20 protein-coding genes are annotated in these 24,883 nt (G+C 64.7%); 13 read left to right on the top strand and 7 right to left on the bottom strand.

All coding sequences use genetic code 11. The features are described 5' to 3' along the window. From CH286_RS10455 to CH286_RS10465, 3 genes are all read left to right on the top strand, one after another. Positions 1-277 (top strand): citrate/2-methylcitrate synthase (locus tag CH286_RS10455; RefSeq protein ID WP_303396147.1); only part of this gene is annotated, 277 nt, incomplete at its 5' end. A gap of 36 nt (positions 278-313) precedes the next feature. Continuing rightward, positions 314-1,066: an IclR family transcriptional regulator gene (locus CH286_RS10460; protein ID WP_094609249.1), complete on the top strand. Its 753-nt coding sequence runs from the start codon at positions 314-316 to the stop codon at positions 1,064-1,066. Positions 1,067-1,130: 64 nt separating this feature from the next. Next, entirely contained in the window at positions 1,131-2,306 is a 1,176-nt protein-coding gene (locus tag CH286_RS10465; RefSeq protein WP_094609181.1) for a 4-hydroxybenzoate 3-monooxygenase, read from the top strand. 12 nt (positions 2,307-2,318) lie between these two features. Here CH286_RS10465 and CH286_RS10470 read toward each other — a convergent pair whose 3' ends face one another. The 6 genes from CH286_RS10470 to benA form a co-directional block, all read right to left on the bottom strand. Further along, a complete protein-coding gene (locus CH286_RS10470; RefSeq protein WP_094609182.1) occupies positions 2,319-3,566 on the bottom strand; it encodes a benzoate/H(+) symporter BenE family transporter in 1,248 nt (415 codons plus the stop codon). Continuing rightward, positions 3,563-4,927, bottom strand: coding sequence for an MFS transporter (locus CH286_RS10475; RefSeq protein WP_094609183.1), 1,365 nt, complete (start codon positions 4,925-4,927; stop codon positions 3,563-3,565). The genes CH286_RS10470 and CH286_RS10475 overlap by 4 nt, the downstream gene beginning before the upstream one ends. Positions 4,928-5,079: 152 nt before the next feature. Then, positions 5,080-7,782, bottom strand: a complete 2,703-nt coding sequence (locus CH286_RS10480; RefSeq protein ID WP_094609250.1) for a LuxR family transcriptional regulator — start codon at positions 7,780-7,782, stop codon at positions 5,080-5,082. Between the two features lie 60 nt (positions 7,783-7,842). Further along, positions 7,843-10,566, bottom strand: a complete 2,724-nt coding sequence (gene benC / locus CH286_RS10485; protein ID WP_094609184.1) for a benzoate 1,2-dioxygenase electron transfer component BenC — start codon at positions 10,564-10,566, stop codon at positions 7,843-7,845. Positions 10,567-10,597: 31 nt separating this feature from the next. Beyond that, positions 10,598-11,137 carry a benzoate 1,2-dioxygenase small subunit gene (gene benB / locus CH286_RS10490; RefSeq protein WP_037154920.1) on the bottom strand — a complete coding sequence of 180 codons (540 nt, stop codon included), beginning with the start codon at positions 11,135-11,137 and terminating at the stop codon, positions 10,598-10,600. A 1-nt stretch (position 11,138) separates the two neighbouring features. Continuing rightward, the gene (gene benA / locus CH286_RS10495; RefSeq protein ID WP_094609185.1) at positions 11,139-12,524 is read right to left on the bottom strand and encodes a benzoate 1,2-dioxygenase large subunit; all 1,386 of its coding nucleotides are present in this window, start codon (positions 12,522-12,524) and stop codon (positions 11,139-11,141) included. 207 nt (positions 12,525-12,731) lie between these two features. Between benA and CH286_RS10500 the strand changes: the two genes are divergently transcribed. The 9 genes from CH286_RS10500 to CH286_RS10540 all read left to right on the top strand — a co-directional run bounded on the left by CH286_RS10500 (position 12,732) and on the right by CH286_RS10540 (position 22,942). Continuing rightward, complete coding sequence (locus tag CH286_RS10500; protein WP_037154915.1) at positions 12,732-13,661, top strand: LysR family transcriptional regulator; 930 nt, start codon at positions 12,732-12,734, stop codon at positions 13,659-13,661. Then, positions 13,658-14,761, top strand: coding sequence for a mandelate racemase/muconate lactonizing enzyme family protein (locus CH286_RS10505; RefSeq protein WP_037154912.1), 1,104 nt, complete (start codon positions 13,658-13,660; stop codon positions 14,759-14,761). Before CH286_RS10500 ends, CH286_RS10505 begins: the two co-directional genes overlap by 4 nt. Positions 14,762-14,801: 40 nt before the next feature. After that, complete coding sequence (gene catA / locus CH286_RS10510) at positions 14,802-15,668, top strand: catechol 1,2-dioxygenase (RefSeq protein WP_052058768.1); 867 nt, start codon at positions 14,802-14,804, stop codon at positions 15,666-15,668. A gap of 5 nt (positions 15,669-15,673) precedes the next feature. Further along, complete coding sequence (gene catC, locus CH286_RS10515) at positions 15,674-15,958, top strand: muconolactone Delta-isomerase (RefSeq protein WP_037154910.1); 285 nt, start codon at positions 15,674-15,676, stop codon at positions 15,956-15,958. Between the two features lies 1 nt (position 15,959). Beyond that, the gene (locus tag CH286_RS10520; RefSeq protein WP_037154895.1) at positions 15,960-16,889 is read left to right on the top strand and encodes a helix-turn-helix domain-containing protein; all 930 of its coding nucleotides are present in this window, start codon (positions 15,960-15,962) and stop codon (positions 16,887-16,889) included. Between the two features lie 159 nt (positions 16,890-17,048). Continuing rightward, positions 17,049-18,557, top strand: coding sequence for a GMC family oxidoreductase (locus tag CH286_RS10525; protein WP_094609186.1), 1,509 nt, complete (start codon positions 17,049-17,051; stop codon positions 18,555-18,557). 51 nt (positions 18,558-18,608) lie between these two features. Further along, the gene (locus tag CH286_RS10530; protein WP_094609187.1) at positions 18,609-20,072 is read left to right on the top strand and encodes a benzaldehyde dehydrogenase; all 1,464 of its coding nucleotides are present in this window, start codon (positions 18,609-18,611) and stop codon (positions 20,070-20,072) included. Between the two features lie 139 nt (positions 20,073-20,211). Then, positions 20,212-21,414: an MFS transporter gene (locus tag CH286_RS10535; RefSeq protein WP_094609188.1), complete on the top strand. Its 1,203-nt coding sequence runs from the start codon at positions 20,212-20,214 to the stop codon at positions 21,412-21,414. A gap of 43 nt (positions 21,415-21,457) precedes the next feature. Continuing rightward, a complete protein-coding gene (locus CH286_RS10540) occupies positions 21,458-22,942 on the top strand; it encodes an amidase (RefSeq protein WP_094609251.1) in 1,485 nt (494 codons plus the stop codon). On the opposite strand, the gene CH286_RS10545 is transcribed toward CH286_RS10540, so the two are convergent. After that, positions 22,939-23,991: an NAD(P)H-binding protein gene (locus CH286_RS10545; protein ID WP_094609189.1), complete on the bottom strand. Its 1,053-nt coding sequence runs from the start codon at positions 23,989-23,991 to the stop codon at positions 22,939-22,941. The two genes, CH286_RS10540 and CH286_RS10545, sit on opposite strands and share 4 nt — an antisense overlap. A gap of 87 nt (positions 23,992-24,078) precedes the next feature. Between CH286_RS10545 and CH286_RS10550 the strand changes: the two genes are divergently transcribed. Next, positions 24,079-24,879 (top strand): alpha/beta fold hydrolase, encoded by an 801-nt coding sequence (locus tag CH286_RS10550; protein WP_037154883.1) that lies wholly within the window; start codon positions 24,079-24,081, stop codon positions 24,877-24,879. The last annotated feature ends 4 nt before the right edge of the window (positions 24,880-24,883 follow it).

Raw genomic sequence — 24,883 nt, forward strand, 5'->3', positions numbered from 1 at the left:
CGAACAAGCCGCGTTGACCGAACTACGTGAACGCCGCCCCGACCGCGCCATCGAAACCAACGTCGAATTCTGGGCCGCAGTGATCCTCGACTTCGCCGAAGTACCCGCCCACATGATGCCCGCCATGTTCACCTGCGGACGCACCGCAGGCTGGTGCGCCCACATCCTCGAACAGAAACGCCTCGGCAAACTCGTCCGCCCCGCCGCCCTGTACACCGGCCCCGAACCCCGCAAGCCCGAGTCCGTCGACGGCTGGGCGGCGCGAACGCCATCCTGAGCGGGAAGGTCGTCGATTGGCGCTATCGTCGTGCTGATGGCTGGGAACGTACGGGATCCCGGGGCCTCGGTGGCCTCGCGGCTGCTGGCTGTGCTGTCGGTGTTCGACGAACATGCCCCTGCGTTGACGTTGACCGAATTGGCCGATGGCGCAAACCTTCCCATTGCCACGGCCCACCGCCTGGTACGTGAACTGGTCGACTGGGGAGCGCTCGTGCGCTCGGACGACGGTCGGTACGTAGTGGGGCGTCGACTGTGGAAACTCGGACTGTTGGCACCGGATCAGTCCGATCTGCGCGAGATCGCGTCGCCGTTTCTGCACGACATCTACGGTGCGACTCTCGCGACGGTGCACCTGGCCATTCGCGACGGAGACGAGGTGTTGTACCTCGACAGGCTGGCAGGCCATGCGTCCGTGCCTGCAATCAGTCGGGTGGGTGCGCGATTGCCGTTGTACTCGACCGGGGTGGGCAAGGTGCTGTTGGCGTACGCGCCGAGGGAGGTGCACGATCGCGTACTTCGAAACCTGACTCGCATCACCCCGTTCACGGTGACTCGACCGGCGCAGTTGGAGAACGAACTACGCCGGGTGCACCGCGAGGGATACGCCCAGACGGTCGAGGAGATGACCCTCGGGGCCTGTTCTGTGGCCGTTCCGATTCGCGACGGCGAGAACGTGGTCGCATCCTTGGGACTCGTGGTTCCGAGTATCGGGCGTGATCGCGTCAGACTGGTTGCGGCGCTACAGGTTGCGGCCCAGGGAATCGGTCGCAGCCTGAGAACTGGATAGCCTTATTCCACTCAGTGGAAGCTCTGGCTTGTAGAGACGTGGATCACCGCGGTGTACTCGACTCATGCGTACACAGGTTGCCATCGTCGGTGCAGGGCCCGCGGGTCTGCTGCTGTCCCACCTGCTCGGCGAGCAGGGGATCGACTCCATTCTGATCGAGTCGCGTACCCAGGACTACGTGCTCGCCCGGATCCGCGCCGGAATTCTCGAGCATTCGACGGTCCAGTTGCTCGACGAACATGGACTCGGGGAGCGCCTGCACCGCGAGGGCCACGAGCATCGCGGTATCTATCTGCAGTGGCCGGAAGAGCGGCACCACATCGACTTTCGTGATCTGGTGGACCGAAGCGTGTGGGTCTACGGGCAGACCGAGGTCACGAAGGATCTCGTGGCGGCACGCGAGAAGGCCGGCCAGCAGATCTACTACGACGTCTCCCATACCGCGCTGCACGACGTCGAATCCGACGACCCCTACGTCACTTTCACGGACGCGTCGGGCAACGCGATGCGGATCGACGCCGACGTCATCGCCGGATGCGACGGCTCCTTCGGGCCGAGTCGTGCTGCCATGCCCGATGCTGTCCGCAACACGTGGGAACGGGTGTATCCGTACTCCTGGCTCGGAGTTCTCGCCGACGTTGCGCCGTCGACGGACGAGTTGATCTACGCCTGGCATCAGGACGGCTTCGCCATGCACTCGATGCGATCGTCGACGGTCAGTCGGTTGTATCTGCAGGTGCCGAACGGCACCGATATCGACACCTGGTCCGACGATCGAATCTGGGATGCGTTGGCAGACAGGCTCGGACACGGTCAGAACGGGTGGACGCTGAACCCGGGACCGATCACCGAGAAGAGCGTGCTGCCGATGCGCAGTTACGTGCAGACACCGATGCGACACGGCAATCTGTTTCTGGCAGGCGACGCAGCGCACATTGTGCCTCCCACGGGCGCAAAGGGTCTCAACCTTGCGGTTGCCGATGTGGCTCTACTCGCACCTGCACTGGCGCAGTTGCTGCAGGGGAAGGGGACACACAGTGCTGACACGTACAGCGATACGGCACTTCGACGCGTCTGGCGTTGCACGCACTTCTCGTGGTGGATGACGACGATGCTGCACACGGGCGACGACCCGTTCGATGCGCAGTTGCAGCTCTCGCAGCTGAAGTGGGTGGCTTCCAGCGAAGCGGGTGCCATGGGACTGGCCGAGAACTACGCCGGTTTACCGATCGGATTCTGACCCCCTTGGGAACTACCGTCGGCGATCGAGCAGGTAAGTAACTGCAACACCGGCGACCAATCCCCAGAACGGAGCGCCGAGGCCTCCGACGTCGGTGCCGGAGATGGTGACCAGCAGGGTGATCAGGGGCGCGAGCATCGGGCGGCCGGACGACTCGGAGAACGCGGCGGTGAATGCACCGCGCAGTGCCTCGAGCATCGCCAGACCGGCGAGAGCCGCGATGAACGTTGCGGGCACCACGGACAGGCCGCGCACCAGCAGTGGTGCCGACACACCCACCACGATAGCGAGTGCGCCGCAGGTCATTCCGGCGATGTACTGCCGTGACCGTGCACCGACGGCAACGAGCAACGCGTTGGTCGGACCGGCCAGACACGTCGATACCGCACCCAGTGGCGCGACGAGAAGTGACCAGATGCCGCACGCGATGGTGACGACGGTCATCGGTGGTCGATGGCCCGCAGAGTTCAACACTGCGGCACCCTGACCGTTCTGAACCGCGACCACGGTGATGGCAAGCGGTATCACCAACTGCGCCAGTGCCGCACCACTGAACGCCGGCGCAACGAGCTCCGGTAAGCCGATCAGGGGGAGCTCTGCCGCAGGCCCCGTCATCCGTGTGAATCCGCCTGTAACTGCGAGAGCAGCGAGACCCGTGACCAATGCAGCGAGCACCGGCGGTACCCGCTTCGACCACGTAGCGGATCGGGTCAGCGCCAACCACGCCACGACCATGGCGCCGGCGACGATCACATTGGACGAAACAGACTGCACCAGTCCGGTTCCGAACGACAGAAATGCACCGGCCACCATCGCCATCACCACGCTGTGCGGCAGAAAATCCATCAGTTTCGTCACCACCCCGGTGGCTCCGAGCACGATGATGAGGACCCCGGTAGCAAGGTAGGCCCCGACGACCTCGGGCCAGGTCAGCGACGCCAACGATTGTCCGACCAGAACAGTGCCCGGAATGGTCCAGAAGAAGCTCAGCGGCATCCGATACACCCAGCTCGCCACCACGGTGAGGATGCCGTTGAGTACGAATACTCCGAAGACCCACGACGCTGTCTGTGCGGCGGTGAGCGAGCCCGCTGCGGCGGCACCCATGATGACCGCAACCGGCCCGGTTGCGCTGAACAGCACGCCGGTTGCCCCTGCACCGACGTACTGCCCGCCGAAGTCGGCGCGTAGAGCACGCAGACTCGGCGGGCGACGCTCCGGTAGTTCGCCCGAGGCGAGACGCTCGAAAATATCTGTCATTCAGCCACTTTCACCGGCTCGATGGGTACTGGATCGGATCGGCGCAGGGCTCGAACCGCGGGAACAGCGGTGGTGACCAGTGCGCCGAGCAGCGCTACGACGGCAAAGATGTAGAACGCGGTGGACGACGCGATGCCGGCTCCGAGCAGGATTCCGCCGAGCAGCGGTCCGAGTATGCCGCCGAGCCGGCCGAATCCGGCGCACCACGCAACTCCTGCTGCACGGGCGGTGGTGGGGTAGTAGTTCGAGACGAATCCGTAGATCAGCACCTGAGTGCCTATGGCACCGATGCCTGCACCGGCCACGGCGACGAGCAGGACTCCGAGCGGGAAGTTCAGCGTCAGCAGAACCAACGACAGCGCGGCGAGGCAGAAGGTGACCGCGATGACGCGCTGTGGTCCGGTGCGGTCGGCGACGCGAGACGCGATCAGGCCACCGATGATGGCACCACCGTTGAGCACCAACAGAAACGACAGTGAACCCTTGGCGTTGTAACCGGCCTCGGACATGATCTGTGGCAGCCAGGTGTTGAGGCCGTAGGTCAGCAGTAGGCCGGAGAAGCTCATCAGCCCGAGGAGAGCCGTCGGGCGCAGTAGTGGCTTGCGGGCCAGTGCTGCGAATCCGACGCGATCGCCGGCGACGACCGGCTCTGCGTCGGGCATCGGAATGCCGGTCCGTGCGCAGATCTCCTGTGCATCGGCGACGCGGCCGTGTGCCAACAGCCACCGCGGGGATTCCGGCATCCGCAGCAGGGCCAGCGGTAGCAGTACGAACAGTGGGAGTGCGCCGATCCAGAACAGTCCGCGCCAGCCGATCGAATCCTGCAGGGTGATCGCGGCCAACGACGCCAGGACGCCACCGGCCGGAATGCCGCTGTAGACGATGGCGTTGAACAAGTTTCGACGTCCGGGTGGTGCGAATTCGGCAATCATGGCACCGACCGTGGCGACGAGGCCGCCGACTCCGATACCGGTCAGGAACCGAAGTGCGCCGAACATCGTGACGTTCTGTGCGAGTGCAGTGGCCCCCATTCCCACCGAGAACCAGACGATGCATGTCAACATCGTTCTGCGACGGCCGATCCGATCACCGAAGGCCCCGGCGGTCAGAGCGCCGACCATGACCCCGATCAGCGCGTAGGAACCCAGCGCGCCCGCAGTTTTCGGATCCAGCGCGCCCAGCTGGGCAGAATCGGCAAGCAGCGTCGGCAGGACGGTGCCGTAGACGACGAGATCGTAGCCGTCGAAAACGATTGCTGCCGTAGACAGTGCGACGATCCACAACACGCTGCGGCGGTGCCGATCGCTGGCCCAGGCAGTGCTGGCTGATGTGCCGGTTTTCAGGGAGTCCGGTGCAGTCATCGGGGATCCTTTTCGGTCAGGGAGTACCGCTTGAAGGCTGAATCGGCGCTGACGGCCGAGCGGGTTGCATCACTGTCCCAAATCGTGGGCTGAGTCACACCAGGGCTTTGCCTAGTGCTTACCTCGGCATTGCGAAAGTGGGTGCGCTGCGATCATGTCGTCGAGCCGTCGTCGGTGGACCGCGCAGCCGCCAGCTCCGCTCTCGAGCGAATGCCCATCTTGGCGTACACCCTGGTGAGGTGAAACTGAACTGTCTTGACCGACAAGAACAATTCGGCCGCGACCTCGCGATTGGTCATTCCTGTGGCGACCAGGCTCGAGACGGCGTCCTCTTGCGGGGTCAGTGCATCGTGAGCTCTGTCCTTCAGAACGGCGTGCACACCACCGGCTTTGAGTTCACGGTCGCACCGTCGGACGTACGTGGTTGCCCCCAGTGCCAGATAGCCTTCGCGTGCCGCGCTGACGACGGCATCGGCCTCGCGCCGCTTCCCGGCTCTGCGCAGGGTCTGCCCGTAGGCGTAGTTGACTCGGGCGCGGTCGTACGTGAGGGGCAGCGGTGCCAACGAAGCGAGGGCGTCCTCGAATGATGCTCGGGCAGAGTCGAGATCGCCCATTGCGCCGTGCAGTCGGCCACGAGCGCAGGCAAGGCGTGCGTGTGCGGAGCGGTGACCACGATCGCGCACCCTGGCCTCGTGTGGAATCAGAAACTCGTCTGCCTCGTCGAGTCGGCCCTCGACTATCAATGCATTGGCGTACACATCCGGCCACGCCCAGAAGCCGGGTTCGGATACGTCGGCGTGAGCCCACTGCTCGGTCAAGGGGGCAAGAGCGCGGAGGACCCCGGCATAGTCCGCTTGTGCCTCCGCGATGGCCGCACGACCGAGAGCCGCTGGCACCCTCATGATCTCGTAGTCGCGGGCGCCGGAATCACCGCGGTGTGCGCTGGTTGCGGCGGCCACCCAGTCTCCGCGTAGTGCGTGGATCTGCGTCGCGGTCCACTGGAGCAGTGGAACGATCAATGCGGCACCGGAACGGTCGGCCAAGTCGGAGCCAGCTCCGACCAGCCGAAGCGCCGCATCCCACTCGCCGGTGACGAAATAGGTGCGCGCCAGCCAACCGTGAGCCCACAACGAGATTCGCGTCGAACCGCCGAGGAAGTCGGTCGGTGCTGCGGCTTCGAGTTCCGAGCGCGCGAGATCGATGTGGTCCGATGCGAAGTGGAGCCAGCCCGCACCCATCTGCACCCGTTGTCCGACGGCCCCGGTACTGGCGTGACCCCACAGGTCTCGGTAGCTGCTCAGTGCTTCTGCGACACGCCCTGTGCCCGCCAGCCCGAGGCCTCGAATGGACTGCGCCTCGACCGCGGTTGCGTGGTCGGCTCCGACGAGTTCGACTGCGCGATCGGCCCACAACACGAGGTTGGCACCGTCGCAGCGCGCCAGATTGTGCAGTACCTGCCGATGACAGATCACAGCGGCGACCTCGGGGTCGTGCCGCGTCCGTACGAGCTGCCACGCCCGGGTGAGTCGAGCTTCGGCTTCGTTGGGGCGGCCGCGCAGGATGGCCAGATAGCCGAGTACGGCATTACGCGTAGGGGTTTCACGGAGACTTTCGATCTCGGCGATGTAGTCCGAGGCCGTCCGCATGTCACCGGCACCGATGAGGGCGTCCACCGCGCGGACGAGCCGATCCTCGCGGGCATGCGGTTCCTGGGTCGACCGGCTCGACAGAAGGTACAGCCGTGCTGCCGTGGCCCATTCGCCGATTCCTGCACGTGTCGCTGCGAGCGCGTCCAGGCGGTCCGAGACCAGTGGATCGGGCAGTGGCGACGCGTGGACCAGGTGCGCGAGCTGATCGGCCGGGTCGGCCTCGGCTGCGGCAGCGGCTCGATGCACCTGCGCGCGCTCGACTCTGCTCATCGTCGCGAGCACCGCGGCGCGGACCGTGGGATCGTGGATCTCGAGGATGGTCGCCGCGGAGCTGCGTCGGACGGTCACCAGTGCGAATCGTTCTGCGAGATCGACAGCAGGCCAGGGATCGTCGATGCCGGCGACCTCGCATACCGTGGTCAACGGTCGGCCATCCTCGAGAACGGTGACGGCCGAGACCAGACGCCGAGCGTCGTCCGTGCACAGCGCGAGAGTGGTCCGAACGTCTGCCTCCACGAAGGCGGGCGCAGGCAGGTCGGGGCGAACACCCTTCCAGGTCTCGCGTGGCACCTCGTCCAGCAGCGCCAAGGCGTGTCGAGGACGCCCACCGGTGTGACGCGTCAGGTGAGCAGCCGAGGACGGTGACAGGATGATCCCCTGCAGGGCAGCGATTTCGGCAACGGCCGACACCGTCAGCGCAGGTACTGCCACGGACAGGTCGGCTGCGCGATCGAGAACCCGGTGCGACTCGATGAAGCCGTCGGGCAACGGCTTTCGAGTACAGACGACCGCGAGTCTCGCGGATCGGTGGTGCCTGACGGCGGAGGCGAGTGCACGGAGCGAGTCCGCGTCGCAGTCGTGCGCGTCGTCGATCAGCAGGATCGTCACGGCGTCCGCCGCCAACGCGTCGGCGATGCGGTGTCCCCATTCGACCGGGTCCGTCCCTTCGATCCCGACGCCCGGGACGAGTTGCGTGACGAGTCCGAACGGCACGTGCGTTTCCCACGGCACCGCACCTGCGCGGCGCACCACCGTGCTCTGCCCCTCGCTCCCGACCGTCCGTTCGACTTCACGCAGAATCGACGATGCGCCGATGCCCGCCGGGCCGGTCAGCACCACAAAGGTCGACGTCGTCGCGGAGCCGTCGAGCGCCCGAATCAGGACGTCCAGCAGTTCACCGCGGCCGATCAACGGTGAAGGGGACATGACGTCACCGTATCCGCGGCGTACGAGTGCGTCCGGCGATCGAACCAACACGGTCATGACTCAGCCCGGGTCGCCGCCGGCGACCGGGAGCACGGTACCGGTGATGTACGACGCCTCGTCGGAGGCGAGGAAGCAGATCGCCGCGGCTTGCTCGTCGAGTGTTCCGTAGCGTTTGAGCAACGAGGAGTCCACGGTCTGGTCGACGATGGCCTGGTACCAGTTCTTCTCCTGCTCAGTCGAGGGTGCGGGTCCACGAGCGACGCGTCGCGGTGGTGCGTCGGTACCGCCGGGGGCCGTGGCAACCACCCGAACGCCGTGCGGTGCTGCCTCGAGGGCCAGAGTTGCCGTGATGGCGTTGACGCCCCCCTTCGCAGCTGCGTAGGGAACCCGGTGGATGCCGCGGGTTGCGACCGAGGAGACGTTGACGATGGTGCCGCCGCCGCGTTCGATCATGTGCGGGATCACGGCGCGGCAGGACCACAGCGTCGGGAACAGCGACCGGGAGATTTCCTTCTCGATCTGCTCGGGCGGGTACTCGGCGTACGGCTTGGCCCAGATGGTGCCGCCGACGACGTGAATGGACACGTCGACGCGTCCGTGTGCAGTGAGTGCGGCGTCCACCACCGATGAAGCGCCCTTCCAGGTTTCGAGGTCGGCGATCACAGGGGTGGCCTCGACACCGTCTTGCCGAAATTCCTCGGTGAGGGATTCGACCAACTCGGACCGGTCGGCCAGAATCAGTGCTCCGCCTTCGGCACCGATCCGCCGGGCCACGAATTCTCCGATGCCCTGGGCCGCGCCGGTGATCAGCACGACCTTGCCTGCGAATCGACCTGGGCTGACGAACTTGGGCGTTTTGTTCGCCCGGGATTCGTTCATGGCGCGTTTCATCGTCGCCTTCGAACGGTCGGCGTGATCGGCGATCAATGCCCGTGCGCGCTCACGGTCTCCGGCCTCGAACGCGTCGACTATGTCGAGGTGATCCTGGGCGCAGAGCGGATCGCACCACGTCGCGTTGCGCAGCACGTCCTCCATTGCGGCCTTGACGCCGAGAGCCCGATAGGCCTGCAGCAGATGCTCGTTGCCTGTTTGGGTGAAGAGGTAGTCGTGAAAAGCGGCATTGGTCTCGGTGTACGCGGCGGCATCGACGAATCGGTCGCCGGCGACGTAGCGAGTGGTGGTCTCGGCCAACAGTCGGTATCCGGAGATCTGCTGAGAGGACAGCCGGCCGATCACGAGTTCGAGGGCACCGAGTTCGAGGGCGCGCCTGGCCTCGAACACGGCGTCCGACTCGTGTACCGATGGATGCTCCTCGCCGATCTCGTACCCCGAACTCGAGGCCGGGGCAGGTTCGGGACTGCGCGTGACGAGCGGCTGGATATCCCGCGAAGGCCAGATATGTTGTGCTGCAACGGATTGTGCCTCCGGAGTGAGGAGCAGATCGGAGCTGTCGTCCAACCCGGTCCGGTCGGCGGCCGAGCCGGCGACAGTAACGCGCTGACCCGCGATCGCGCGCATGGTGTCTGCTTCCTCGGAGTCCGAGAAGCTCATGCCGTGCGAGTACAGAGGCTCCGCAACACGACTGCCGAACACGGCTCGACCGAAGATGTTCCTGCCGTCCAGGGCGGGCTCGACGTCATCGTCTGTGGGGTTCTTCGCGGGTGCGTCAGCTGCTTCGATCGTCGCTTCCGCCTGTTCGTCGACCGGCGTCGGCTCGTCGTCCACCGGAGCCGCTGCAACCGAATCGTTTTCGTCGCCGATGCTTTCCTTCGCAGCTGCCGAGGACGGCGCGAACTTCTCGTAGTAGAAGCCCGTCGGTTCGATGCCGGCCTCGCTGAAATGCGTTCGGACGGCCTCCACCATGGGAGGCGGACCACACAGGTAGACCGCGACATCGCCGCCGTTGAGATGTGCGTCGGTCAACAGGGCAGTGACGTACCCCTTGTTCGCAGCGGTGGTCGAGGGGTCCGAAACACAGTGATCCCACGTGAATCCATCCAATGTCGAGGCCAGGCCGGCGAGCTCGTCCAGCTGGACGACGTCGTCGTCGGTACTGGCGCCGTACACGAGATGCACGGGACGAGTGCTGGATTCGCCGGCCATGGTGCGCAGGATCGAGAGGATCGGAGCCAATCCGGTTCCGCCCGCCAGTAGTAGCGCAGGTCGCTGAGCCTCGCGCAGAAAGAAACTGCCATGTGGGCCGGTGAACGAGATCTTGTCGCCCACGGCCGCCGTGTCGCTCAGGTAGGTGGACATCAACCCGCCCGGGGTGAGCTTGACCAGGAATTCCAACTCGTCAGATCCGGAGACGCAGCTGAAGGAGTACGACCGGGTTTCGTCGGAGCCGGGGACAGTGATGTTGACGTACTGGCCGGGGAGAAAGGCGAGCGTGCCACCCGCCGGTGCCTCGACGGCGAGCCTGACCGTGGTGGGGGAGAGTTTCTCCACGGCAGTCACGACCGTGTCGTGTTTCGCCGCTTGGGTTTTCGCGACCGCCGACGTGCTCGCGATCTGCAGCACCAGATCGGAGGTGGGCTTCATGCTGCAGGGCAGACAGTAGCCCTCGTCCGATTCCGACTGCGACAGAGCGTCGTCGAGGTAGGTACCGCCGTCGTACTCACCCGATTCGCACAGAGCCTTGCAGGTTCCGCACGCGCCGTCTCGGCAATCGAGAGGGATGTTGATCCGCGAGCGGTACGCGGCGTCGGCGACGGTCTGGTCGTCCTCGCAGGTGATGAAGCGGGTGACGCCGTCCTCGAAGGACAGTGCGACGGAATGGCTCACGATGGAACTCCTCGGGATGACGGCAGGTCGATCAGAAGTGATAGATGTCGACGACGTGGTGGATGTAGTCGTTCTTCAGCACCACGGTCTTACGCCGGATGAGTGGCGAGTCGCCGGAGAAGTCGATCGTGTAGAACGAGGTTCCGTAATACGGATCGATGGTCTTGTACCGGAAATACATGGTGTGCCAGTTGAATCGGACGTCGACGATATCTCCCCGACGTTCGATGACCTCGACGTTGCTGATGTTGTGACTGGTCCGCGGTTCGGGTATCGACGTGGCACTGGACCGTTCGGTCCTGATGCGGAACACACGATCCTCGAGCCCACCCTTGTTCTCGTAGTAGATCAGTGAGATATCGGTCTGGGGATCCTCGGTGAGCAGGTCGTTGTCGTCCCAGCAGGGCATCCAGTACTCGACGTCGTCCGCGTAGCACGTGAGCCACTTCTCGAACTCGCGATCGTCGAGGTAGCGCGCTTCGCGGTAGAGGAACTGCTCGATGGATGACTGGGTGATCAGGCGCGACGGGGCGGTCTGCCGGCTATCGGTATTGTCGACGGTGGCAGTCATGTCAGACCTCCTGTGCTGCAGCGGGTACGGAGTCGGCTGCGCGCTGCTTGTCGAGGGCAGCGAGCAGTGTCTTGCGCCAGTAGCCGTGTTGGACGGGGAACAGGCCCTCGTCTTCGTTCTTGACACCCGCCGAGATGACACCGGGCATGTCGAGTGCCTCGGCCACCGGATCCGGTCCGGTGAGCCAGTGCTCCGCGCCGCGGCTCATGTCGTTCCACGGCGCATTGGTCGCCTGGAACGTCAGCTGGCACGAGCGGAACTCCTCCAGGTCGTCGGGTGTCGCCATGCCGGAGGCGTTGAAGAAGTCCTCGTACTGCCGGATCCTATGTGCGCGAGCCTCTTTGCTCTCGCCCTTGGGTGCGATGCAGTAGATGGTGACCTCGGTCTTGTTGGGCGCGATCGGCCGGAAGTGCCGGATCTGCGTGCTGAACTGATCCATCAGGTAGACGTTCGGGTACAGGCACAGGTTGCGTGAACCCTTCACCATGAATTCGCCCTTGGCGTCGCCGAACTTCTCCTTCAGCGAGTCCATCTGGTCCCACAGTGGGCGATCCTGGGGGTTGGCCGCCCAGGTCCACAGGCAGAGATGGCCGTTGGGGTAGGACCAGTAGCCGCCGCCGGACTTGCCCCAGCCGCCGGCGTCGAGCGCCTTGGTGGTGTTCTTGGATTCGCCGTTGTTGCGGCGTGAGGTGGTCGCGGCGTAGTTCCAGTGCACGGCGCTGACGTGATAGCCGTCGGCCCCGTTCTCCGCCTGCACTTTCCAGTTTCCGTCGAAGGTGTACGACGAGGATCCGCGTAGAACTTCGAGGCCCTTGGGAGACTGGTCGACGAGCATGTCGATGACCTTCGTCGTGTCACCGAGATGCTCGGCGAGGGTCGAGACGTCGTCGTTCAGGCTCGCGAAGAGGAAACCGCGGTAGCTCTCGAATCGGGGGACCTTGGTGAGGTTGTGCGATCCGTCGACGTCGAATGTGTCGGGGTAGCCGGCGCCGTCGGGATCTTTGACCTTGAGCAGCGTGCCGTCGTTACGGAACGTCCAGCCGTGGAAGGGGCAGGTGAGCGTGGTGCGGTTGTCCGTCTTGCGTCGGCACAGCATCGCACCGCGGTGCGCGCACGCGTTGATGAGGCAATGCAGCTCGCCGTCCTTGTCGCGGGTGATGACAACGGGCTGCCGACCCATGTGCACCGTGAAGTAATCGCCGTTGTTCGGGAGCTGACTTTCGTGGGCGAGATAGATCCAATTGCCCTCGAAGATGTGCTTCATCTCGAGCTCGAAGACCTCCTCGTCGGTGAAGATGCTGCGGTTGGCGCGGTAGATGCCCGCCGCGACATCGTCGATCACCGCTCCGTCGATCGTGTTCTGTACGTGATCCAGCATGTCGGTCATATCGGGTTCCTCCAGGCGCTTCGAGTTCGATTACAAGCGACTGTGTCAGGGAGTGGCCGCCGTCACACCAGGGCTTTGCCTAGGCCCGACCTGGGTGGACATTGATCGCTGACACTTATCAATCGACGCAAAATAGGTCTTTGTCAACGATGGATTACTTCCCTACTGTGGTCAGGGTCACCCCACCACGTACAGAGAGGCTCGTTCATGGAACTTCGGCACCTCTACCACTTCGTGGCCGTGGCCGAGACTCGGCACTTCGGGCAGGCCGCTACGCGGCTGCACCTGGCTCAGCCGGCGTTGTCGCAATCGGTTCGCCAGTTGGAGGCCGAGCTGGGTGTGACGCTGCTGGCCAGGACGACCCGTCAGGTGAGCCTGACTCCGGCGGGGGAGTTCTTCTATCGAGAGACGCTGCGCAATCTGGACAACCTCGAGCAGAGTGCGCGGGGAGTACGAAGGATCGCCGACGGCCGATACGGACTGGTACGCATCGGCTTCACCGGTACTGCGGCCTTCGATCAACTGCCGCCGATCGCGCGTGCGATCAAGCAGCGTCTGCCCGGTATCGCGTTGGAGATCCACGGGGACCTGCTCACCCCTGCCCAGGTGGACGGTCTGCGCTCGGAACATCTGGACGTTGCGGTGCTGCGGCCCCCTGTTGCCGGTGACGATCTGGTGTTGCGGACGATCACCACGGAATCGTTGGTGCTCGCATTGCCCGTCGATCATCGTTTCTCCACCGAACCGGCGCTCGACGTCGCCGATCTCGCGTACGAGGACTTCGTCATGTACGCCGACACGCATTCGGTGGTCAACGAAGCCGTCGTGACGAGCTGTCGCGCCGCGGGCTTCAGCCCCAGGCGCGAACACGAGGCTCCGGACACCTCGGTGTTGCTCGCGCTCGTCGCAGCCGGGTTGGGCGTTGCGTTGGTTCCCGAATCCGTCCGAGCGCTGCAGTTGAACGGCGTCGTGTTCCGCGACATCGCCGGCGCGAGCACCATCGATCTGGCGTTGGCCTGGTGCCGAGACCGGCCGTCGGCCCTCGTCGATGCCCTTGTCGGCGCTCTGGAGGACGCGGGAGTGCTCCCTCGACTCGAATCATCCGTACCGTCTGCACAGCCGAAGGGCATGTCATGAAAATCGTTGCAGTCGAGGCGATCCCGTACTCGATCCCGTACCGCAAGCCGCTGAAGTTCGCCAGCGGTGAGGTCTCTGCGGCCGAGCACGTACTCGTTCGGGTACATACCGACGACGGCGTCGTCGGTATCGCCGACGCTCCTCCCCGGCCGTTCACCTACGGCGAGACGCAGCGGGGAGTGGCTGCGGTGATCGAGACCATCTTCGCTCCGGCGATCGTCGGCCTCACCCTCGTCGAGCGCGAGGTGGTACATGCGAAACTGGCTCGTACCGTGGGCAATCCGGTGGCCAAGTCGGCAGTGGACATGGCGATCTGGGATGCCCTCGGTCAGACCCTCGACCTTCCCGTCACCGAATTGCTCGGCGGATACACCGACCGGATGCGTGTGAGCCACATGCTCGGGTTCGACACCCCGGCTGCGATGGTCGACGAAGCCACCAGGATGCGGGAGACGTACGGAATCGAGGTCTTCAAGGTCAAGGTGGGCCGTCGGCCCGTCGACCTCGACACGGCTGTCGTACGCGCTCTCCGAGAAGGACTGGGCGAGGGCGTCGAACTCTACGTGGACGGCAATCGAGGCTGGACCGCCGCCGAATCTGCGCGTGCCATGAAAGAGATGTCGGATCTGGGTCTTACTCTCGCCGAGGAACTGTGCCCGGCCGACGACGTCCTCGGCCGCCGCTGGCTGGTTCGGCAACTCGACATCCCCTTCGTGGCAGACGAATCCGCGACCACCCCGGCCGAGGTCACCCGTGAGATTCTCGGTGGTTCCGCGACTGCGGTGAGCATCAAGACTGCGCGCACCGGGTTCACGACGTCGCAGCGGACCCACCATCTGTGTGAGGGCCTCGGCATCGACGTGGTGATGGGGAACCAGATCGACGGACAGCTCGGCACGGCCTGCACCGTTGCCTTCGGCGCGGCGTTCGACCTGACGTCGCGTCGCGCAGGTGAGCTGTCCAACTTCCTCGACATGAGCGACGACCTGCTGACCGAAAAGCTCGAGATTCGGGACGGCACGCTCAGCGTCCTGCCCGGCTCGGGACTCGGTGTTCGCATCGATCCGGACAAGCTCGCGAAATACCGCACCGACCAATGATTTTCAGTTCAGTAATCCAACTTCACCGCAAGGAGTAGACATGAGTGTCGACCACGTAGAGACGAACCACCTGTCGGGCGAGGTGGCAACAGCTGCCGCGACCGGCGCGAACGCTACCGAGCGTTTCACCTCCGACAAGCAGGCGGCGGCGAACACCCCGCCCGAGCGAGTCAGTCTGCTCGCCCGCCAGGTGCTGTCTGCTGTCCACGACACCATCCGTGAGCACAAGGTCACCTACGACGAGTACAACGCCCTCAAGGCCTGGCTCATCAACGTGGGACAGACCGGCGAGTGGCCGCTGTTCCTCGACGTCTGGGTGGAGCACGTCGTCGAAGAAGTCGCCGGCGAATCCCGCGAGGGCAGCAAGGGCACCATCGAAGGCCCCTTCTATGTCCCCGATGCCCCCGAGCTCGGATCGGCTGCGATCGTACCGACGCGAGACGGCGAGCAGGGCACCCCGCTGCTGTTCCAGGGCCAGGTGAAAGCTGTGGACGGCACCCCTCTACCGCACGCCGTCATCGAGATCTGGCACGCCGACTCCGACGGCTTCTACTCCCAGTTCGCGCCCGGAATTCCGGAGTGGAATCTGCGCGGCACGGTGACCACCGACGATCAGGGCCAGTTCTGGATTCACACCATGAAGCCTGCGCCGTATCAGATCCCGACCGACGGGGCATGCGGCAATCTCATCTCCGCCGCCGGCTGGCACCCGTGGCGTCCGGCGCACCTGCACCTCAAGATTGCAGCCGACGGCTACCAACAGGTCACCACTCAGCTCTACTTCCCCGGAGATGCGCACAACGACGACGACGTTGCCAACGCCGTCAAGCCGGAGCTGATCCTGGACCCGAAGGACGTCGACGGTGGCCAAGAAGTGACGTACGACTTCGTCCTCGACAAGGCCTGAGACGCATGCTCTTTGCCGTGAAGATGGATGTCGCGCTGCCGCAGGATCTCGACGCGGACGTACGAACCGACACTCTCGCACGAGAGAAGGCGTACTCGCAGCAGCTGCAGCGCGACGGTGAATGGGTGAGTATCTGGCGCATCGTCGGCCAGTACTCCAACCTCAGCATCTTCGACGTGCGCGACAACGAGCGGCTCCACGAGATCCTGTGGAATCTACCGCTGTTCCCGTACATGAGCATCGACGTGAGCCCGCTGGCCCAGCACCCGTCGGACATTTCTGCGGTGTGAGATGACCCGGGAGATCGAGCAGTGGCGAGACGAACACTGGCGTGACGAGCTCGGCGAGGCGTTCGCGGGGTTGGTGCCGGAGGGTGGCGACGATCGTCCGTTGACCGGATGGATAGAGGGCACCACCGTCGGTGAACTGGGCGCATTTCAGGTCGCCGGCTCGCCGCAGACGGTACGACGGACCCGCTCGGCTGTGCGCAGGAGACCCACTGATGCAGTGAAAGTCTGTGTGCAACTGCAGGGTCGGGCCGTCGTGCGGCAGGGTGATCACGAGCTGGTCATACATCCGGGCCAGCTCGGAATCTACGACACTCGGCGAGCCTACGATCTGCGGCTGGAGGGTGACTGGCGTTGTGCGGTGATGGTGTTTCCGCCCAACGCCCTTCGGCTGCCGCAGAAGTTGATCGAGGCCACCATGCAGCGTGCGCACGATATCGGCTCCGGTCCCGGTGCTGTGCTCGAATCCTTCGTACGGGCAGCGCTGGCGCAGACGGCCGACCCGGTCGATACCGGCTCGGCTCTGCGCTTCGCCGATGCCGGTCTCAGCCTCATCAGCAGTGCCCTCACCGCGGACTCACACATCGATCTCGACGAACCAGGGGAGCAGGCGAGGAAGCTGGCCGTCCTCACCTATATCGGTCGGCACCTCCTCGACCCCGATCTGTGTCACCACTCCGTAGCGGCTGCATTCGGCATGTCCGTACGCAGTCTCGACAGGTTGTTCGGTGACGAAACATCCACTGTGACAGCCACTATTCGCGAGATGAGGCTCGACGGTGCCCGACGCGATCTGCTCGCAGCCCGAGGGGTGAGGTCCACTGTCGGCGCTGTTGCCGGGCGTTGGTGCTTCTCCGACGCGGCGCACTTCAGTCGGCTGTACAAGAGCAGGTTCGGAAGCAGTCCGTCGGCGGAACGTGCCGCACTGCGCTGACCTCGGCTCTGCGAACACATCTGTCCAACAACGGTTCCGGCAATACTCGGCGGAAATCGGCAAGAACTGCGTCGGAAATCGTCAATCGCGACGCCGGCTCGCTGCGCACACTGAAGTCCTACCGGTGTGGGGCCGGTCACTTCGAAGGGATTGAAGACGATGGACGAAGCATTCGACTACGTGATCGTAGGTGGCGGATCCGCCGGCTGTGTACTCGCATCACGACTGAGCGAGAACCCCGATGTCACTGTGTTGCTGCTGGAGAGCGGTGGTCGTGACGATCACCCGGACCTGGCTGTACCTCCGGCCTGGCCGTCGCTCTGGGGTAGCAACGTCGACTACGCGTACAACACGGTTCCGCAGAAAGCGGCAGGCGGCGGTGCCCACAATTGGCCGCGGGGCCATACCCTCGGCGGCAGCAGCTCGATCAATGCGATGGTCCACCTGCGAGGACACCGAAACGACTTCGACACCTGGGCAGAGGTTGCGGGCGAATCGTGGTCGTACGACGCGGTACTGCCGTACTTCATGAAGTCCGAGACTGTGGTCGGCAAGGACGCGAAGGTCCGCGGCGACAAGGGTCCGTTGCGGCCGGCCCCGTCGTCCTCGCCGAATCCGGTATCGCAGACCTTTCTCGATGCGGCAGCGGAGGCCGGACATCCGATCACGGACGACTTCAACGGTACCGAGCAGGAAGGTGCAGGCTGGCACGATCTGGCCATTTCCGACGGTGCCCGCCTCAGCGTGGCGTCGGCCTATCTCGCTCCAGTCGAGGCACATCGATCCAACCTGACGGTGTCGACCGGTTCACGGGTGCAGTCCGTGGTGGTCGAGAACGGCCGCTGCGTTGCAGTGAGGTATCGACGCAACGGGCAACCGGTGTCGGTGTCCGCTCGGCACGAAGTGATTCTGAGCGCCGGTGCCGTGGACTCGCCACGCCTGCTGCTGCTGTCCGGAATCGGCCCGGCCGAGGAACTGCGAGAGCTCGGCATCCCGGTAGTCCACGATCTTCCCGGCGTGGGACGCAACCTGCACGATCATCCCCTGTGCAGCGTGGTCTACGAAGCAGCGCAACCGATTCCACCCGCCGTCGACAATCATGCCGAAGTGTCGATGCTGTGGCGCAGCGACGACGAGCTCGACGGTCCGGACATGCAGTTGATGTTCATTCACGTGCCGTTCCATCAGCCGACACTGGTCGCGCCTCAGAACAGCATCACGTTCGGCGTCACCACCGTGCCCGACAGTCGCGGTAGCGTTCGCCTGGCGACGGCGGATCCGGACGATCCACCCCTGATCGATCCGGCCTATCTGACCGCAACCTCGGACGTGGACCGACTGGTCGACGCCATTGCGGTGGCACGCACCATCGCTGCGACGGACGCTTTCGCAGCATGGGGCCTGACCGAGGTTCTTCCGGGGACAGAGGCGGATTCCACTGCAGCACTGCGGGATTACGTTGCTCGCGGTACGGGAACCTACTACCACCCGGTGGGGACTTGTGCGATGGGAACCGGGCCCGATTCCGTCGTCGGGCCGGATCTTCGAGTGCACGGCATCGACGGCCTTCGCGTCGTGGATGCGTCCGTCATCCCGAGGGTCGTCTGCGTCAACACCAATGCCGCGACTGTGATGGTCGCGGAGAAGGCTGCCGATCTCATCGGTTGAGCCACAAACAATGTCGAGACCTTGAACTACCAGCGAGAAGAGAGAACAAGCGTGAGCAACACTCTGTTGGGAACCGACTGGCACGGCCGGATCTACAGTGGCGGTTGGCGTAATGGTGGTGGCGGCACCACGAGCACCGTCGAACCGGCCACCGGTACGAGCTTGGGTGAGATCGGTCTGGCGAACGCCGGAGACGTCGACGACGCCGTCGGCAGGGCTCGCGCCGCGCAGCCGGCGTGGGCGGCAACACCGGGACACGAGCGTGCGGCCGTGATCCGAGAGATCGCGAAGGTGCTCGAGGCCCATCGCGGCGAGTTCGAGGAATGGCTCATCCGGGAAGGCGGATCGGTACCGGGAAAGGCTTCGTTCGAGGTCGGTCTCGTGCTGAGTGAGCTGTGGGAAGCGGCGGCGCTGCCCACTCAGCCCTACGGCCATCTGCTGCCCACCAGTGAAGCCGGACGGTCCAGCATCGGCCGTCGGGTGCCGATCGGCGTCGTCGGAGTCATCAGTCCGTGGAATTTTCCGCAGATTCTGTCGATTCGCGCCGTTGCTCCTGCTCTGGCCCTCGGCAATGCTGTCGTCCTCAAGCCGGACGTGCAGACCGCGGTGTCCGGTGGGGTCTTGTTCGCGCGGCTCTTCGAGGAGGCCGGAGTTCCGGACGGCCTGTTCCACGTGCTGCCGGGTGACGCCGAGCCCGGGGCCGCGGTGGCCGAGCATCCGGGCATCGGCATGGTCTCGTTCACCGGATCCACGGCTGTCGGCCGGAAAGTCGGTGAGGCAGCAGGACGCACGCTCAAGCGCGTCTCCCTCGAACTCGGCGGCAACAACGCACTGATCGTCCTGGACGACGCCGATCTGGAGGCGGCCAGTTCCGCAGGCGCGTGGGGTTCGTTCCTGCACCAGGGGCAGGTGTGCATGACGGCAGGCCGACATATCGTGCTCGAGTCCGTCGCAGACGAGTATCTCGATCGCCTTGCCGCTCGGGCGAAGAACCTTCCGGTGGGTAACCCGTTCACCGAGCAGGTAGCACTCGGACCGCTGATCAACGAGACGCAGCTGAAGAACGTCGACCGCATCGTCTCCGAAACCGTGGCCGCCGGAGCCGAGGTTCGCGCCGGTGGCAACCATCGCGAATTGTTCTACGAGCCCACCGTTCTCGCGGGAGTGACGTCGTCGATGGCGGCTTTCCGGGAAGAGATCTTCGGGCCGGTGGCACCCGTCGTCGTCGTGCGCGACGAGGACGAGGCTGTTGCCGTCGCCAACGACACCGAGTACGGTCTCGTTGCCGCGATCCAGACCGGATCGGCTGATCGGGGCAGGCATCTGGCCGACCGCCTGACCACAGGAATCGTCCACGTCAACGATCAGACGCTCAACAACGACGCGTACGCGCCCTTCGGAGGAACCGGGGCCTCGGGCAACGGCGCTCGATTCGGAACTCAGAGCAGTTGGGACGAGTTCACGCAGTGGCAGTGGCTCACCGTCCGCGACCACGCTCATCCGTTCCCGTTCTGACCCCCTGACCTGACGAACTCGAAGTTATGGACGGAATCTGCTTGGAATCCATCCATAACTTCGAGTTCGGCGGCCACCGCGGCATCGACCCTGTCGTTCGTTACCCTTGAAGGACAGCGAGAGAACAGGGTAATTCACAGTGTCTGATATCGACGTCGCCTCGGCGCGCACGGCCGTGGCGGTGCGGGCGACCTATATCGCGTTCATCGGAGCCGGCTTCGCCTTCGCCAGTTGGGCTTCTCGGATCCCGCAGGTGCGCGATCGCCTCGAACTCACCTCATCTCAACTCGGAATCGTGTTGCTCGCCATCGCAGTCGGATCCCTGCTCGCGCTGCCGATGTCCGGAATCATCATCAACCGCTTCGGGTCTCGGCTCACGGTCACCGTGATGTCCCTCGTTCTCGCGGCCGGTCTGACGATCATCGCCACCGGCTATCTCGTGGGTGTAGTGCCGTTGCTGATCGGACTGTTCGTGCTCGGATTCGCCAACGGTGCATGGGATGTCGCCATGAACGTCCACGGTGCGGTGGCCGAACGTCGGCTCGGGCGCTCGATCATGCCGCGGTTCCACGCGGGTTTCAGCGCCGGCACTGTGGTGGGAGCCTTGATCGGCACTGCGATGGTGGCGCTGAACATCTCGGTCACGGTGCATCTGCTGACGGTCGCAGCCGTGATCGCCTGCACCATTCCGTGGGGAGTGCGCAGCTTCCTGAACGAATCCGATGGCGAACCCGAACAGCCGGCGGCCGACGCCTCGCGGCCGCACGCCCTCGCGCGGTGGAAGGAGCCACGCACCCTGCTGATCGGCGTCGTTGCGTTGTCGTTCGCGTTTGCCGAGGGCAGCGGAAACGATTGGCTCAACATCGCATTGATCGACGGCTACGATGCGTCGGCCGTGGCTGGAACCCTCGCGTTCACCACGTTTCTGGTTGCCATGACCGCTGTGCGGTGGTTCGGTAACGGACTGCTCGATCGCTACGGTCGAGTCGTCGTACTCCGAGGATTGGCAGCCGTCTCGGTGGTCGGAGTGCTGTTGTTCGTGCTCAGTCCGGTTGTGCCGCTGGCGTTTCTGGGCGCATTCCTGTGGGGATCGGGCGTCTCGCTCGGGTTCCCCGTTGCCATGAGCGCAGCCGCCGACGAGCCCGCTGCCGCAGCCGCGCGCGTGAGTGTGGTGGCCTCCATCGGATACTTCGCCTTCCTGGGCGGCCCGCCCCTGATCGGTTTCCTCGGCGGTCATGGTGATGTCCTCCACGCGTTGCTCGTCGTTGCGGGTCTTCTCGCATGTTCGCTGCTCGTGATGGGAGCGCTGCGACCACTTCCGGGGTCGAATTCCCGACACTGAATTCGCGGTCGTGGAGCAGGTGTTCTCGGTTACTGTGGCCGTTATGCGTATCGACGAGTATCGGAAGTACGACGGGCTCGGGCTGGCAGAGCTGGTGGCCAACGGCGAGGTCACGCCCCGTGAGCTACTCGATTGTGCATCGGCGCAAGCGAAGTCGGTGAACCCGGCTCTCAACGCGATCGTACGTCCGATGCGGAAGCAAGCCGACGAGCAGCTGACCGGAACGCTCGAAGGCCCGTTCGCAGGAGTGCCGTTTCTGATCAAGGATCTCTCGCAGGACTACGCCGGGTTACCTACTGCGAGTGGTTCCCGTTCGTTGACGGACCTGCCGATGCCCGAGCATTCCACGGTGGTGCAGCGCTGGCTCGATGCCGGCCTCGTCATCTTCGGAAAGACGAACACCCCGGAATTCGGTGCCAAGGGGATCACCGAGCCGACGGTGTTCGGCCCCACTCGGAACCCGTGGGACCACAGCAGAACTCCCGGTGGTTCCTCGGGTGGATCCGCTGCGGCGGTCGCGGCGGGGATCGTCCCGGTGGCGGGAGCGAACGACGGCGGCGGTTCGATTCGCATTCCTGCGGCGTGCTGCGGACTGGTCGGACTCAAGCCGGGCCGCGGACTGGTGCCGTCGGGCCCCACGTTCGGTGAGGCGATGCACGGGGCAGCAGTACAGGGTGTGGTCTCGCGGTCGGTACGAGACACGGCAGCGATGCTCGACGTACTGGCGGGCGGCGAGGCGACGTCCGGCTACTCGCCTGCCCGGCCGGATGGCACGTTTCTGTCTCGAACGGTCAAGGACCCCAAGCCTTTACGCATCGGAATGTATGCGGCCACGTCGGTGAATCCAGCGCCGGACGCGCAGGCTGTCGCCGCGATGGAACAGGCGGCGAAGATTCTGACCGACCTCGGCCACACCGTCGAACTTCTCGATGCCTCGCCGTACGACGACACGAGCCTCAACCGCGAATTTCTGCTGGCCTGGTTCACCTACATGGCCTGGGAGATGGACGAAGTCAAGCGCAGAACCGGTTGCGGCGACGACAAATTCGAGCGTGATACCCGAATCATGGCTGCGCTGGGCAGATCCGCCAGCGGTGTCGACTACCTCGAGGCGGTGGAAGGCCGGCACAAGCACGTGCGCGCGCTGGCAACGTACTTCGATACGTACGATCTGTTGCTGACGCCCACCCTTGCCGAGCTACCCCCGAAGATCGGCGCGTTCGAGCTCGCGAAGCCGCTGCAGCTGGCGTCGGAGTTGTTGTTGCGCAGCAGAACTGCTGGGGTCCTGCGATACACGGGCATCGTCGATCAGATGATCGACGACAACATCTCGTGGATTCCGTACACCCAGTTGGCGAACGTCACCGGACGTCCGGCGCTGTCGCTTCCCGTGCACTGGACACCGGACGGTCTCCCGATGGGCGCACACTTCACCGCACCTCTGGGTGGAGAAGCGCTGCTCGTCCAACTCGCCGGCCAGATCGAACGAGCAGCACCCTGGGCGCATCGTTACGAGGCCCTCGACTAGCGGGTCGCTCCCAATTGGGCCTTGCCCAAAATTCCCGACGGCCGTTGCCGCACCTGCCCATCGACGATGTCGACGACGCCACCGGCCCAATCGGGATCGGTGTCGGCGGCAGCCTGGGGATCGGCGTGAGCGTCGGTACCCTCGTCGGCCACCACGGTGATGGAACGCTGCAAGGCTTCTCGGACTTTCATCGGCGTCGTATCCGGATCGGCGAACACCTCCGTAGCGGCGTTGCCCCGACGTACCACCATGTCGTGAGTGAGGCTGTCCACCAACGAGATCACCGTGCCCGGGGGCATGCCGGTGATGATCGCGACGGCGCGGCCCACCAATCCGGTCGGCAGCAACGGAACCGGAATCTGGGCGCGACGCAGGCCGGCGACGCTGCCGTACGCCTGCAGCAGTTCCGGGTAGCTCATCGTTTCGGTGCCCCCGATGTCGAAGGAACCGGGACGGGCGGTGTCGCCGAGGGCGCGAGCGATGATGGCAACCACATCGCCGACGGCAATGGGCTGGACCTGCCTGCGCATCCACGTCGGTATCGGAGTGAGCGGCAGCCGCTCGGTCATACGTCGAACCAACTCGAAGGACGTCGATCCGGAGCCGAGGATGATGGCTGCGCGCAGCACGGTGGCATCGACGGAGCTGTCGAGGAACGTTTCCTCGACCTGTAGTCGTGAGCGCAGATGATCCGACAACGGCGTGTCGTCGTCGGGGATGAGACCGGAGAGGTAGACGATCCGTTGTAGGCCGTTGCGTTCGGCTGCGGCGGCCATGGACTGTGCCGCGTGGCGATCTTTCTCGACGAAGTCTCCCTCGTCCATCGAGTGCACGAGGTAGACGACAGCGTCGACATCTGACGTCGCGGTGTCGAAGGTCTCGTGCTCGTCGAGGTCGAAATGCACGGCGGTGACCTGGGCACCCCATGCGAAGCGCGACTTCTTCGCGGGGTCACGCATCGCTGCGTGGACCTCGTGGCCCTGCTCGAGAAGCACGGGGATCAGCCGAGACCCGATGTATCCGGTTGCGCCGGTGACCAGTACTCGCATGATGAATCTCGTTTCTGTAGGTACATGCGATACCCGGTCGGAGCAGTCTCACTCCCCGCTGTCGGCGACAGATGACAGACTGTGCGGGTGAACGCACGTACCAGGAACAACGTCAGAGTCGTCGGAGCCCCCGACGGTCCCGTGCTGATGCTGGCGCACGGTGTCGGTTGCGACCAGACACTGTGGCGCTCTTTGACGACAATTCTGGCCGCAGACTTCCGTATCGTGCTCTTCGACCATGTCGGGGCCGGTGCTTCGGATCCGTCGGCCTGGAATGCCGATGACTACTCCACACTCGACGCCTATGCTCGCGATATCGCCGCCATTGCCGACGAACTCGAACTCGACGACATCACGTTCGTCGGTCACTCCGTGTCGGCGATGATGGGTGTGCTTGCGGCCGATGCAGCCCCCGAACGCTTTTCCAAGTTGGTGATGCTGGTGCCGTCTCCTCGGTACATCGACGACGGGGACTACCGCGGCGGATTCAGCCGCGAGGACATCGACGAATTGCTCGACTCCCTGGACAGCAACTACCTCGGCTGGTCCGCGTCGATGGCACCGGTCGTCGTCAATGCGCCGGATAGGCCCGAACTCGAAGCGGAATGGATCGATAGTTTCTGCCGGACCGATCCGGCTCGCGTCCGGCTGTTCGCCCGCACCACCTTCCTGTCCGACAATCGCGCCGATCTGGCGACGGTGACCGTTCCCACGCTGATCGTCGACTGCGCGCGGGATTCGCTGGCCCCGCCTCAGGTCGGTAGGTACGTCAACGAACACATTGCCGGCAGCACCCTGACGACGCTCGACGCCAGCGGGCACTGCCCCCACGTCACCGTGCCGGAGCAGACCGCCGAGGCGATTGCGACCTTCGTGAGATCGTCGTGATCAA

It is taken from the genome of Rhodococcus sp. WWJCD1, assembly GCF_002258735.1.
Taxonomy (GTDB): Bacteria; Actinomycetota; Actinomycetes; order Mycobacteriales; family Mycobacteriaceae; genus Rhodococcoides.

Coding starts and splice junctions, on each gene's coding strand:
- CH286_RS10460 (WP_094609249.1), top strand. CDS start 314: ATGGCTGGGAACGTACGGGATCCCGGGGCCTCGGTGGCCTCGCGGCTG.
- CH286_RS10465 (WP_094609181.1), top strand. CDS start 1,131: ATGCGTACACAGGTTGCCATCGTCGGTGCAGGGCCCGCGGGTCTGCTG.
- CH286_RS10470 (WP_094609182.1), bottom strand. CDS start 3,566: ATGACAGATATTTTCGAGCGTCTCGCCTCGGGCGAACTACCGGAGCGT.
- CH286_RS10475 (WP_094609183.1), bottom strand. CDS start 4,927: ATGACTGCACCGGACTCCCTGAAAACCGGCACATCAGCCAGCACTGCC.
- CH286_RS10480 (WP_094609250.1), bottom strand. CDS start 7,782: ATGTCCCCTTCACCGTTGATCGGCCGCGGTGAACTGCTGGACGTCCTG.
- benB (WP_037154920.1), bottom strand. CDS start 11,137: ATGACTGCCACCGTCGACAATACCGATAGCCGGCAGACCGCCCCGTCG.
- benA (WP_094609185.1), bottom strand. CDS start 12,524: ATGACCGACATGCTGGATCACGTACAGAACACGATCGACGGAGCGGTG.
- CH286_RS10500 (WP_037154915.1), top strand. CDS start 12,732: ATGGAACTTCGGCACCTCTACCACTTCGTGGCCGTGGCCGAGACTCGG.
- CH286_RS10505 (WP_037154912.1), top strand. CDS start 13,658: ATGAAAATCGTTGCAGTCGAGGCGATCCCGTACTCGATCCCGTACCGC.
- catA (WP_052058768.1), top strand. CDS start 14,802: ATGAGTGTCGACCACGTAGAGACGAACCACCTGTCGGGCGAGGTGGCA.
- catC (WP_037154910.1), top strand. CDS start 15,674: ATGCTCTTTGCCGTGAAGATGGATGTCGCGCTGCCGCAGGATCTCGAC.
- CH286_RS10520 (WP_037154895.1), top strand. CDS start 15,960: ATGACCCGGGAGATCGAGCAGTGGCGAGACGAACACTGGCGTGACGAG.
- CH286_RS10525 (WP_094609186.1), top strand. CDS start 17,049: ATGGACGAAGCATTCGACTACGTGATCGTAGGTGGCGGATCCGCCGGC.
- CH286_RS10540 (WP_094609251.1), top strand. CDS start 21,458: ATGCGTATCGACGAGTATCGGAAGTACGACGGGCTCGGGCTGGCAGAG.
- CH286_RS10545 (WP_094609189.1), bottom strand. CDS start 23,991: ATGCGAGTACTGGTCACCGGCGCAACCGGATACATCGGGTCTCGGCTG.